This is a genomic window from Kitasatospora sp. NPDC058406, from assembly GCF_042722765.1.
GTDB lineage: Bacteria > Actinomycetota > Actinomycetes > Streptomycetales > Streptomycetaceae > Kitasatospora.
On the sequence record NZ_JBHXKE010000281.1, the window covers coordinates 1 to 10841 of the forward strand.

14 protein-coding genes are annotated in these 10841 nt (G+C 76.9%); 9 read left to right on the forward strand and 5 right to left on the reverse strand.

Annotated elements, in window-relative coordinates; translation table 11 throughout:
* From ACFWOG_RS35395 to ACFWOG_RS35405, 3 genes are all read left to right on the forward strand, one after another.
* Positions 1 to 592: 3-oxoacyl-[acyl-carrier-protein] synthase III C-terminal domain-containing protein (locus ACFWOG_RS35395; RefSeq protein ID WP_380363406.1), on the forward strand; the 592-nt coding region annotated here is incomplete at its 5' end.
* Complete coding sequence (locus tag ACFWOG_RS35400) at positions 589 to 855, forward strand: acyl carrier protein (protein ID WP_329878117.1); 267 nt, start codon at positions 589 to 591, stop codon at positions 853 to 855. The genes ACFWOG_RS35395 and ACFWOG_RS35400, both read left to right, overlap by 4 nt.
* Positions 852 to 2099 (forward strand): beta-ketoacyl-[acyl-carrier-protein] synthase family protein, encoded by a 1248-nt coding sequence (locus ACFWOG_RS35405; RefSeq protein ID WP_380363408.1) that lies wholly within the window; start codon positions 852 to 854, stop codon positions 2097 to 2099. The genes ACFWOG_RS35400 and ACFWOG_RS35405 overlap by 4 nt, the downstream gene beginning before the upstream one ends.
* A 198-nt stretch (positions 2100 to 2297) precedes the next feature.
* Here ACFWOG_RS35405 and ACFWOG_RS35410 read toward each other — a convergent pair whose 3' ends face one another.
* The 3 genes from ACFWOG_RS35410 to ACFWOG_RS35420 form a co-directional block, all read right to left on the reverse strand.
* A complete protein-coding gene (locus tag ACFWOG_RS35410; RefSeq protein WP_380363410.1) occupies positions 2298 to 2846 on the reverse strand; it encodes a DUF6328 family protein in 549 nt (182 codons plus the stop codon).
* A gap of 44 nt (positions 2847 to 2890) precedes the next feature.
* Positions 2891 to 3376: a flavin reductase family protein gene (locus tag ACFWOG_RS35415; RefSeq protein ID WP_380363412.1), complete on the reverse strand. Its 486-nt coding sequence runs from the start codon at positions 3374 to 3376 to the stop codon at positions 2891 to 2893.
* A 123-nt stretch (positions 3377 to 3499) separates the two neighbouring features.
* On the reverse strand, positions 3500 to 3667 hold the full coding sequence (locus ACFWOG_RS35420; RefSeq protein ID WP_329951930.1) for a hypothetical protein: 168 nt from the start codon (positions 3665 to 3667) through the stop codon (positions 3500 to 3502).
* Between the two features lie 499 nt (positions 3668 to 4166).
* On the opposite strand from ACFWOG_RS35420, the gene ACFWOG_RS35425 reads away from it, so the two are divergent.
* Together ACFWOG_RS35425 and ACFWOG_RS35430 are read left to right on the forward strand one after the other, a co-directional pair.
* A complete protein-coding gene (locus ACFWOG_RS35425) occupies positions 4167 to 4820 on the forward strand; it encodes a HemK2/MTQ2 family protein methyltransferase (protein ID WP_380363414.1) in 654 nt (217 codons plus the stop codon).
* Between the two features lie 82 nt (positions 4821 to 4902).
* Entirely contained in the window at positions 4903 to 5121 is a 219-nt protein-coding gene (locus ACFWOG_RS35430) for a CDGSH iron-sulfur domain-containing protein (protein WP_380363416.1), read from the forward strand.
* A gap of 28 nt (positions 5122 to 5149) precedes the next feature.
* Here ACFWOG_RS35430 and ACFWOG_RS35435 read toward each other — a convergent pair whose 3' ends face one another.
* Together ACFWOG_RS35435 and ddaH are read right to left on the reverse strand one after the other, a co-directional pair.
* A complete protein-coding gene (locus ACFWOG_RS35435) occupies positions 5150 to 6172 on the reverse strand; it encodes an iron-containing redox enzyme family protein (RefSeq protein ID WP_380363418.1) in 1023 nt (340 codons plus the stop codon).
* A 28-nt stretch (positions 6173 to 6200) separates the two neighbouring features.
* Positions 6201 to 7142, reverse strand: coding sequence for a dimethylargininase (gene ddaH, locus ACFWOG_RS35440; protein ID WP_380363420.1), 942 nt, complete (start codon positions 7140 to 7142; stop codon positions 6201 to 6203).
* A 207-nt stretch (positions 7143 to 7349) separates the two neighbouring features.
* Here ddaH and ACFWOG_RS35445 point away from each other — a divergent pair, with 207 nt between their 5' ends.
* The 4 genes from ACFWOG_RS35445 to ACFWOG_RS35460 all read left to right on the forward strand — a co-directional run.
* Positions 7350 to 7523 carry a CsbD family protein gene (locus ACFWOG_RS35445; RefSeq protein WP_329878132.1) on the forward strand — a complete coding sequence of 58 codons (174 nt, stop codon included), beginning with the start codon at positions 7350 to 7352 and terminating at the stop codon, positions 7521 to 7523.
* A gap of 178 nt (positions 7524 to 7701) precedes the next feature.
* Positions 7702 to 10152, forward strand: a complete 2451-nt coding sequence (locus ACFWOG_RS35450; protein WP_380363423.1) for a SpoIIE family protein phosphatase — start codon at positions 7702 to 7704, stop codon at positions 10150 to 10152.
* A gap of 171 nt (positions 10153 to 10323) precedes the next feature.
* Positions 10324 to 10479 (forward strand): DUF6131 family protein, encoded by a 156-nt coding sequence (locus ACFWOG_RS35455; RefSeq protein WP_329878134.1) that lies wholly within the window; start codon positions 10324 to 10326, stop codon positions 10477 to 10479.
* Positions 10480 to 10571: 92 nt separating this feature from the next.
* Positions 10572 to 10841: hypothetical protein (locus ACFWOG_RS35460; RefSeq protein WP_380363425.1), on the forward strand; the 270-nt coding region annotated here is incomplete at its 3' end.

Here is a 10841-nt window from a genome sequence, read left to right on the forward strand (position 1 = left end):
GCTCCCCGCCCCCGGCGACGGCCTCGGGCGCGAGGAGCGCTACTTCCGGATGCGCGGCCGGCAGGTCTACGCGCACGCGGTGCGCCGGATGGCCGCCTCCTCCGCCGCCGTCCTGGGCGCGACCGGATGGCGGCCCGGGGACGTCAGGGCCTTCATCGGGCACCAGGCCAACCAGCGGATCCTGGACGCCGTCGCCGACCGGCTGGGCATCGCGGCGCAGCACCGCTTCGGGAACATCCGCGACGTGGGCAACACGGCCGGTGCCTCCGTGCCGCTCGCGCTGGCGGACGCCGCCGCCCGGGGCGTCTGCGCGCCGGGCGCGCCGACCCTGCTCACCGCCTTCGGCGGCGGCCTCACCTGGGCCTCCGCCACCCTGCTCTGGCCCGACGTCCCCGTGCGGAGTTCCGCCCCGGAGGCCCGCCCGCGCCCGCTCGACGGCCGGCCCGACGCAGGGCCCGGCTCCCGGCCGGGCACCCCGTCGCCCGACACCTCGTCGCCCGCCGGCCCACCACCCGCCGGCCCACCACCCGACACCCAGCCCGACGGCGAGCCCGGGAACGAGCTCGCCGACAAGGAGGTCAGCGCCCCGTGAACCCCGTACGCGAACACCTGGTCGCCCTGCTCGTCGGACAGTTCGAGGTCCCCCGGGACGCGATCGGCGACGACGCCGCCCTCGGCGAGCTGGACCTCGACTCGCTCGCCCGCGTCGAACTGGTCGTCAACCTCCAGGAGCACTGGGGCGTCGGCCTCGACGACGACGGCGACTCCGCGGCCGACGTGACGGTGGGCCGGCTCGTCGACCGCGTCCACGAGCTGCTCGCCGAGTCGACCGCGCAGCCCGGGGCACCGGAGTGAGTGCGGCCCGCCCGCCGCTCGCCGTCACCGGGATCGGCCTGGTGACCCCGGCCGGGTCCGGGGTCGGCCCGACCTGGCAGGGCGTCCTCGACGCCCGCGCCACGGCCGCCCCGGACCCGGCGCTCACCGGATTGCCGGTCGGCATCTCCTGCCGGGTCCCGGGGTTCGACGCCAGGGCGCTGCTCGGAGGCCGCGACTCCTGGCGGCTGGACCGCGCGACCCACTTCGCGCTCGTCGCCGCGCGGGAGGCGGTCGCCGACGCGGGGCTGAGCCCCGCCGACTGGGACGGCGCCCGGGTCGCCGTGGTCCTCGGGTCGGCCGCCGGGGGCGTGGGCAGCTACGAGCGGGCGACGGAACGGTTCGGTGCGAAGGGGCCGTCCGGCGTCTCCGCGCTGGCGCTGCCCGCGTTCCTGCCGAACATGGCGGCAGGTCAGCTCGCCATCGACCTGGGCGTGACCGGCCCGGTGCTGCACACCGCGACCGCCTGTGCCTCCGGCGCCGCGGCCGTCCACACCGCCGCGCTGCTGCTGCACGCCGGGGCCTGCGACATCGCCCTGGCCGGCGGGACCGACGCGATGGTCACCCCGGTCTGCGTCGCCGCGTTCGCCCGGATGCGGGCGCTCTCCCGCAACCCCGACCCCTCCCGTGCCTCGCGTCCGTTCGACGCGGGCCGTGACGGTTTCGTCCTCGGGGAGGGAGCCGGCTTCACGGTCCTGGAACGCCGGGCCGACGCGGTGGACCGGCGGGCGCCCGTCCGGGCCCTGCTGGTGGGAGTCGGGACGGCGGCCGACGCCCACCACCCCGTGGCACCGCACCCGCGGGCCCGCGGCCTCGAAGCGGCCGTCCGGAACGCGCTGGCCGAGGCGGGCGCGGGCCCGGACGACGTCGACCACGTCAACGCCCACGGCACCGGTACCCGGCTCAACGACAGCGCGGAGGCGGGCCTGATCGAGCGCCTCTTCGCCCGCCGCCCCCCGTCCGTCACGTCCGCCAAGGGGGTCCTGGGCCACACCATGGGCGCGGCCGGTGCCGTCGAGGCCGCCCTGACCGTGCTCACCCTCCAGCACCAGACGGTGCCCGGCACCGCGGGCTTCGCGGTGCCGGACCGGGACACCGCCCGGATCGACGTCGTCCACGGCCGGCCGCGGCGGCAGCGACTGCGCCTGGCGCTCAGCATCTCGGCAGGATTCGGCGGCCACAACACGGCGTTGGCCTTCGTGCCCGCAGGCCCGCGGAGGCCTTGAGCACCCCGGATCGGCCGATCCCCGGACCGGCCGATCCGCCGGGCGGTCATCGGCCTCCGGGGGCGGCGGTCGCGATCCTGGCGCGGTTCGCGACGGGCCTGGACGAGGCCGAGTCCGACAGGGTCGCGGACCACCTGCCTGCCGGTGCCGGATCGACCACCGGCGCGGCCCCGGAGGACCGGCTCCCCGGGGGCGGGCTCAGGCCCTGCGGCCGTCGCCGTCGTCGGGGCCGTCGCCGGGGCCCCCACGGCGGGCGGCGGCGCGGCGGAGCACTAGCTGGGGCAGGACGAGCCAGGTGGTGGTGAACCACAGCAGGACGGCGGCGCTGAGGGCCCAGGCGACGGTGGTGTCACCCAGCGCGGTACGCAGCAGCAGGAGCAGGGCCGCCGCCATGGTCAGGGCCAGGGTGACCAGGCCGACGGCGATGAGGCGGCCGGCGATGTGGATCAGTTCGGGCTTCAGGCCGCGGCCGGCGAGGAAGCGGTGGAAGGCCACGGGGGCGACGAGTGCGCCGGTGGAGACGGCGCCGAGGAGGACGGTGGCCACGTAGAGGTTGCGGTCGAAGTCGGGCAGGGCGGCGAAGCGGGGGGTGAAGGCGACGCCGATGAGGAAGCCGAAGAGGATCTGGGCGCCGGTCTGTGTGACGCGCACCTCCTGGAGCATGTCGGTCCAGAGGCGGTCCGCCCGCTCTGCGGGCGTCTCGTCGCGGCCGGAGCGAGGGGCGGCGGTGTCGCGGTCCGTGGTCACGGGGGGCCTCTCCGGCGCTGCCGGATGTTCCGGCCGGGCCTTGTTCATGCGGGGTGCCCCGCGTCGATGTCCTGCACGTCGCGGAAGGAGAGCGCCCTCGGGTCGCCGCCGGCTCCGGCACCGGCGGTGAGGGGGTCGAGGAGGAACCCGACGTGGTCGCCCCAGTCGGCCCGGTCGCGGATGCGCCCCGCGAACCAGGCGGCGGCGTCCGTGAGGACGGGGACGCCGCCCGGGCCGGGGGTCCAGGCGACGGAGGCGAACTTGTCGACCTCGTCGCCGGTACGGCCGCCGAAGAGTTCGGCGAGGTCGTGACGCCGCTGCGGCAGCGCGTGGACCGCCAGGATGGTGGCGCGCGACGCGACGGCGTAGGTGTGGTTCGCCTTGGAGATCCACACGGTGAACCGGGGCGGCTCGATCGAGCACTGTCCGGCGAAGCCGACCAGGCAGCCCGCCCGGTCCTCGCCGGCCGCCGCGGTGACGACGTGGACCGGGTAGTCGAGCAGCGCGGTGAACGCGTCGAACCCGCTCATGGTGCCGTCTCCTCTCGCGGTGGTGATGCCCGCGTCGCGAGCCCGGGATTCCTCCCGGCGGGCCCGGACCCGGCCGTGCCCGGCTCGGCGCCCCGGTTCGGCGCCCCGGTTCTGTTCCCCGGCTCAGCGCGGCGCCTGCCGGCCCCCGCGCCGGAACCGGACCGCGGCGACGATCAGGGCCACGGCCAGCACCGCGATGCCGGCGAACAGCAGGTAGAGCAGCCCGTCGGCGACCACGCCGACGAGTCCGAGCACGATCGCGACGATGATCAGGAAGAGTACGAGCGCCACGGCCGGCCTCCTTCGGTTCCGTGCGGTGTCCGGCCCGCCGCGCGGTCAGCGCGTCAGGGGCGTCCCTGGGGCCGGTGCGGGCGGCGGCACCGGGTCGGGTCCCGGTCCGGGGATCGGAGGCGACGGCACCGGGGGCACCGGGTCCGGCGGCGCCGGGAACGGCCGGGGGCCGCCCGGGGTCGGATCACCCGGTCCGGGCAGCGGGGGCCCCGGCGCCGGGGGGTGGGTGTCCGGGCCGGGCGGGACGGGGACGGTCATGGTCTCTGGTTCCCTTCAGGACGTCCATCGGCGGGTTGCCGGTGGCCGGGGCTCCACGTCTACCCGGGGTGCGCCGGTCGACACGGCCCCGCGCCGTCGGGTTCGGTCCCGGCCCGGCGGACGAGCGCCCTGCCGGACCCTGCCGGACCCTGCCGGACCCCGGCGAGCCTAGGCGGGCCCCGGCGGGCCTAGGTCGGGCGGCCGTCCGGTTGGGCAGGCCGATCCTGGGCAGGCGCGCGGCATGCTGCTGCTCAGACCACCCGGTGTGTACCCGGCCCAGGGCGATACCGCCCTGTTGGCGGAGAGCCTCGCCCGCGAGGGACCGCTGCGCGGAGCACGCTGCCTCGACCTGGGGACCGGCACCGGGGCCCTCGCGCTCGCGGCGGCCGACCGGGGCGCCCGGGTGACGGCGGTGGACGTGTCCTGGCTGGCCCTGGCGACCGCGGGCGTGAACGCCTGGCTCCACCGGCACCGGATCCGGCTGCGCCACGGGGACCTCACCGGACCCGTCCGGGGGCGGCGGTTCGACCTGGTGCTCAGCAATCCCCCGTACGTGCCCGCCGAGCGGGCCGGGAGCCCCCGGCGGGGCATCGCGCGGGCCTGGGACGCCGGTCCGGACGGGCGCCTGCTGCTCGACCGGATCTGCCGGGAGGCCCCCGGCCTGCTGACGCGCGACGGGGTGCTGCTCCTGGTGCAGTCCTCGCTCGCCGACGTCCCGGAGACCCTGCGCGCCCTCGGGCGGTCCGGGCTGTCGGCCGAGGTGGTGGCCCGGCGGCGCCAGGTCTTCGGGCCGGTGATGACCGGGCGGGCGGCGTGGTTCGAGAGCCGCGGCCTGATCGACCCGGGCGACCGGGAGGAGGAGCTGGTGGTGATCCGCGGTGCGTGGCCGGCCTGAGCGGCCCGGACCGCCGGAGCCGGCGGGGACCGGCGGGACGGTTCCTCCGGCCCCGCAGGCCCGGTCGGACCGGGTGCGGCGGGTGCGGCCCGTCGAGCGCGGACCGGTGCTGATCGAGGGCCCGGTGGAGATCGTGCTGCCGGACGGCGCCACGGTCCGCTCCGACCGCCCGTTGGTGGCCCTCTGTGCGTGTGGGCGCAGCCGCCGCTACCCGTTCTGCGACACCAGCCACCGCCGCCACCGCCCCGGCGGCTCACCCGCTCCCGTCGAGGGGCCCCCGGCGCACCCCCCGGAGCGGTGACCCCCGGAGGGGTGAGCGGCTCACCCGCTCACCCCTCCGGCCCCTCCGGCAGCGGCCCGCCGCGGAGGGAGCTGCGCCCCTCGGCCCACGCCTCCGTCAGGTGGGCGGAGAGCCGGTCCTCGGCGAGCGAACCCGCGGCGATCCCGAAGGCGACGTCGCCGGCCAGCCCCGGCTCCGCCGCGAGCAGCGGGGCGATCACGCCGTGCCGGACCAGCTGCTCGTGCACGGCGTCGGCCTCCACGTGCTCCTCGTAGAACCGGGTGCCGGCCGGTCCCGCGCCGAGCCGTCCGAAGGCCTGCGCGAGGCGGGCGGACCCGGGTGAGGAGGTGATCTCCACGGCGGCGAACTGTCCGACCAGCGCACCCCTGAGCGCCCGGTGGAGGCCGAACAGCGACATCAGGTTGACCACCGCCAGCGCCGGGGCGGCCGCCGCGTCGACGTAGCGGCCGTAGGTGGGGTCCAGACCGAAGTCCGCCATCATCTCGGCGAAGAGCCGGGAGTGGGCCCGGTCCGGGTGTCCGGCGCCGTACTCGTCGTACTCGACGGCCAGGAAGGCCACCTGCGCCGCCCCGCCCAGCCGGGGCGCCGCCCACAGCTGCGGGTCGGCCTCCTTGAGGTGGTAGAGCGAGCGGTGCACCAGGTACTCGCGGGCCTGCCGGCGCTCGCCGCGGGCGAGCAGGAAGTGGGAGGGGCCGGTGCCGGTGCGCGGTTCGGTGAGCAGCAGGTCGAGCAGGTCGTCCAGCGGGGGCGGCTCGCCGGTCTCCTCCCGTACGGCGGTGAGGAAGTGGCGTTCCAGCTCGCGGCGCAGCCGCAGCAGTTCGGGGTCCCACTCCCAGTCGGGGTCGACGCCCTCGAAGCCGCGGTAGTGCAGCTCGTAGCAGACGTAGAGGGCCAGGTGCAGGTCCTCGCCCCACGGGTCGTCCGTGCGGTCCGGGGGCGGCCGGAGCCGGTCCGTCCCGCCGGGCCGGCCGGAGGAGAGGGCGGTCAGAACGGCTTCGGAGAGCGGGCCGCGCGCGGCGGGCGGGCCGGGCGGTCGGGGTGTCTCGATCACGGTGACCTCCTTCGGACGCGGGCGGCGGTCAGGCCGCGTCGGTGCGGGTGGTGCCGGGCGGGGTCGCGTCGGTGCGCGTGCGGTCGGTGCGGGTTCCGTTCGGGCGGGTGCGGCCTGTCCGGGCGCCGTCGTCGCGGGCGCCGCCCGGCCGGTCCGCTTCGAGTTCCAGGGTGCAGCACTTGGCTCCGCCCCCGGCCCCGCGGAACTCCGACATGTCGACCCCGACCGGGTCGAAGCCCCGTCCGGAGAGGCGGGTGGCCAGCCGGTCCGCGGTGGAGGGGAGCACGACGTGACGGCCGTCGCTGAAGGCGTTCAGCTCGAAGCGCCCGGCCTCCTCCCGGGTGGCGAGCAGGGCGTCCGGGAAGAGCGACTCGAGGGCCGCCCGGCTCGCCCGGTCGAACGCGCCGGGGTAGTAGGCCGCCTCGGTGTCGCTGAGCACGCACAGCGCGGTGTCGAGGTGGTAGAAGCGCGGGTCCGTCAGCCGCAGGGTGATCACGGGCCGGCCCAGGCGGCGGCGGACCTCGTCGTGCGCCGCGGGCTCGGTGCGGAAGCCGGTCCCGGCGAGCAGGACGCGGCCTGCGGCGAGGATGTCGCCCTGTCCCTCGTTGATGTGCGAGGCCGTGGTGACCTCGGTGAACGCGCGGCCGGTGAACCAGCTCAGGAACGCGGACGCCTCCGGTGCCCGCTCGGGGTGGCGGAAGCGGGAGACCAGCACCCGGCCGTCCACCACCGTCGCCGCGTTGGCGCTGAAGACCATGTCGGGCAGTCCGGGTACGGGGTCGGCGAACTCCACCCGGTGCCCCAGCGAGCGGTACACGCCCACCAGCGCCTCCCACTGGCGGACCGCCCGCGGCCGGTCGACCGGCCGCCCGGGGACCATCCACGGGTTGATCGCGTAGTCCACCGAGAAGTACGTGGGCGGGCACATCAGCAGCCGGCGCCGGCGCGGGGTGCGTACTCGGTCGGACATGGTGGTCACTCCTCCGGGCTCGACGGCCCCTCGACGGCCCCCGGGCGAGCGTCTGCCCACGGCGGGCGTGTCCAGTCGGACCGGGACGGTGTCGGCCGGGACGGACCGAGACGGTGCCGGTCGGACGGTTTCAGGTCCGCGGACGGGAGCAGACGCCCAGGGACGCCGGCGTGACCAGGGCCGGCCCGACCACGGAGGAGCGACACCATGAGCGCCGGCAAGAAGATGAAGAACGTCGCCGAGAAGGCGAAGGGCAAGGCGAAGGAAGCGGTCGGCAACGCGACCGACGACCCGGGCCTGAAGGCCGAGGGCCGGGCCACCCAGGCGAAGAGTGACGTCAAGCAGTCCGCCGAGAAGCTCAAGGACGCCACCAAGCACTGACCGCCCCTGCGGGTCGTCGGGGTGCCCGTCCCGGGTCACCGGGTGCGGGCCCCCGGCCGCAGGAAGGACAGGAGTACGCGCCCGTCCTACGCTGGAATCTCCACGCGGTGCCTCGCACCGCGCCCCGGCCGCCCGCGCGCGGACCGGGGCCTCGGCAGATCGGACCAGCGGGACGCGGATGTCGGAACCGGAGAGCGAGAGCGCCCGGCTGCGGGCCACCATCGACCGGCTGCGCGGTGAGGTGGAGGGCCAGCGCCGTGCCATGCGCACGCGCGCCGTCATCGAGCAGGCCAAGGGCATCCTGATCGAGCGGATCTCGTGCTCCCCGGACGCGGCGTTCGGCCACCTGGTCCGGCTCTCCCAGGACAGCAACCGCAAGCTCGCCGACCTCGCCGCCGACCTCGTCGGCAGCGTCGCGCCGCCGGACCACGACGAGCACGTCCCGGACGCCGACGGGCACACCGCTGACGGGCACACCACCGGCGCCGCGCCGCCGACGGCCGCGCCTCCGCCGACGGCCGGGCCGTCGGCCCCTCCGGAGAGGCCCGCCCCGGCCCCGGCCCGGCCCGGGGCCGGTGCTCCCGCGGTCCGGGGCGACTTCGCCGCCCGGTACCACATGGCCGCCTCCGCGCTCGCCTCGGCCGAGTCGCCCGACGAGCTCGCCGCCCTGCTCACCGAGGTGGCCCTCGCCCCGCTGGGCGTCGGTGCGGTCGCCCTCACCGTGCTGGAGCCCGACGGCGCGCTGCGGCTGGTGGCCAGCCACGGGGTCCCCTCCCACCAGCTCAGCCAGTGGCAGCGCATCCCCCCGCAGACGTCCCTGCCGCTGACCGACGCCGCGCGCGGCGGGACCACCGTCTGGGTGAGGCGTTCCGAGTTCGGCGCGCGGTACCCCGACCTGAAGGGCGAGGACCTCGTCCCCGGCGACACCGTCTGCGCACTGCCGCTGCGCACCGGCGAGCGGCTGATCGGCGCGATGAAGCTCGGCTGGCCCGGGACGTTCCGCGCGGACCGGGCCACCGAGCACCACCTGTCCGCGCTGGCCCGGCTGTGCGCCGCCCAGTTGCTGCGGGTGCTCGTCCCCGGCGGGGAGGGAGGGCCGGTGCCCGCCGGGGAGCCGTGGTTCCGGGCGGTGCTGGACGCCCTCCTCGATCCGGTCCTGATCCTGCACACCGTCCGCGCGCCCGAGGGGAAGGTCACCGACCTGCGCGTCGTGCACGCCAACGCCGCCACCGTCGACCTGGCCGGCCGCACCGGCCAGGACATCACCGGCCGGTTGCTCGGCGAGCTCTACCCGGGCATGGTCGCCTCCGGTGCCTTCCAGCACCTGCTCGACGTCGCGGCCTCCGGTGTGCCCTACCGCAGGGAGGCGGAGCAGTACGTCGAGATCGTCGGCGGCGCCGTCCACGGCTCCACGATGACGCTGCACGCCACGCCGTTCCTCGACGGGATCCTGGTCAGCTGGCGCACCCACGACGAGCAGGAACGCCGGGAGCAGCAGCTGGCCCAGGCCCAGCGGCTGGCCGGCCTCGGCACCTGGCAGTGGGAGGTCTCCCCGGCGCGGCTCGACTGCTCGGCCGAGGTCTTCCGGCTGCTCGGCCTGCCGGAGCGGCCCGCGCCCGGCACGCTGGCCCCGGCCGAGGCGGAGGCCGCCGTCGCGCCGGCCGACCGCGCCGCCGTCCGGGCCCTCGCGGAACGCCTGCTGGGCGGGCTCGCCTCCGCCGCGTTCGAGTTCCGGGTGATCCGTGCCGACGGCGCCGTCCGGACGGTCCGGGCGATCGCCGAGACCGTCCCCGGGAGCCGGGACGGCGACGTGCTCGCCGTGCGCGGCGTCATCCAGGACGTGACCGCCTGGCGGCACACCGAGTGGGCGCTCGCCGACACCCGGGCCAGGCTCGCCGAGCAGGTCCGCCGGACGGCCGTCGAGCACCGCGCCGTCCGGGCGCTCCGGCACGCGCTCACGGACGTTCCCGGCGGCCCGCCCGCGCGCAACCTCGACGTGGCGGCGCGCTACGTGCCGGCCGGGAGCGACCCCCAGGTCGGCGGCGACTGGTACGACGTCCTCACCCTTCCCGACGGGACGGTCCTCACCGTGGTCGGCGACGTCTCCGGGCACGGCCTTCAGGCCGCCGCGGGCATGGCGCAGCTGCGCGACGCCCTGCGCGGCCTGGCCTTCACCGACGCCGGACCGGACCGGCTGCTCCAGCTCCTCAACCGGATGCTCTGCCACCTCGGCGGCGGTTTCGTCGCCACCGCCGTCTGCGGCCGGCTCGACCCCGCCGCCCGCACCCTGACCTGGGCCAGGGCCGGGCACCTGCCGCCCCTGCTGGTCCACGACGGCGTCGCCCGCTACCTGGACCCGCCGCCGGGACCGCTGCTCGGGGCCGACCCGGCCGCCGTCCACCGCAGCACCGTGCTGACGCTCGAACCGGACGACCTGGTGCTGCTCTTCACCGACGGACTGGTCGAGCGGCGCGACGAGGGCCTCGACCGAGGACTCGGGCGGCTGCTCGGGGCGGTCGAGGAGTACAGGGCGCCGGGGCTCCAGGGCTGCCTCGACCACGTGCTGCGCCGGCTCCGGGCCCCCAACCCGGACGACGACATCTGCGTCGTCGGCGTCCGGCTGACCTGAGCGCCCACCCGGGGGCGGTGCCCGCCCGCCCGCCCGGCCGGACCCGGCGGGCGCCGCCGCCCCGCAACCGGTGGCGGGATCGCCGATTGAAGGGCCGGGATCGGGAAAGGCGCAGGGTGGGCCTCCGCACCGGCGGAGAGCGACAACGTGGGGGGTGGAACGGAGACCGTCGTGATCGTCCTCGGAGTCATCCTCCTCGTCATCGGGTTCGTCACCGGTGTTTCCATCCTGTGGACCATCGGCCTCGTCCTGGTTCTCATCGGTGTGGTCCTCTGGATCATGGGCGCAGTCGGCCACGAGGTCGGCGGACGCCGCCACTACTGGTAACGGGGGCGCTGCATCGAGGAGGGCCGCAGCGGTCGGGGCGAGGGGCACCGCCCCGACCGGGAACCGAAGCTCCCGTCCGACCTCGCAGCACCGTGACCGTCCCGCCCGGCGACCGCGCCGGGCGGGACGGCCGTGCCGCGGCCGACACCGTCTGCCGGTCCTCCTTCGGCGCGGGCCGGCGCGAGGCCGAGCACCACGACGGCCACTACGGCCCGGACTCCGCCCGGACCGGCGGCCGGACCTTCCGGGCCTACGGCACCATCCCCGACAACACCCGCTTCCGGGTCGCGATCGACGACCAGCCCGCCAACCCCTGGAACCGACCCCCGTCCGGTGCCCCGGCCGCCGCGCGACCTCACGTC

Coding starts and splice junctions, on each gene's coding strand:
- ACFWOG_RS35450 (WP_380363423.1), top strand. CDS start 7,702: ATGTCGGAACCGGAGAGCGAGAGCGCCCGGCTGCGGGCCACCATCGAC.
- ACFWOG_RS35445 (WP_329878132.1), top strand. CDS start 7,350: ATGAGCGCCGGCAAGAAGATGAAGAACGTCGCCGAGAAGGCGAAGGGC.
- ACFWOG_RS35415 (WP_380363412.1), bottom strand. CDS start 3,376: ATGAGCGGGTTCGACGCGTTCACCGCGCTGCTCGACTACCCGGTCCAC.
- ACFWOG_RS35425 (WP_380363414.1), top strand. CDS start 4,167: ATGCTGCTGCTCAGACCACCCGGTGTGTACCCGGCCCAGGGCGATACC.
- ddaH (WP_380363420.1), bottom strand. CDS start 7,142: ATGTCCGACCGAGTACGCACCCCGCGCCGGCGCCGGCTGCTGATGTGC.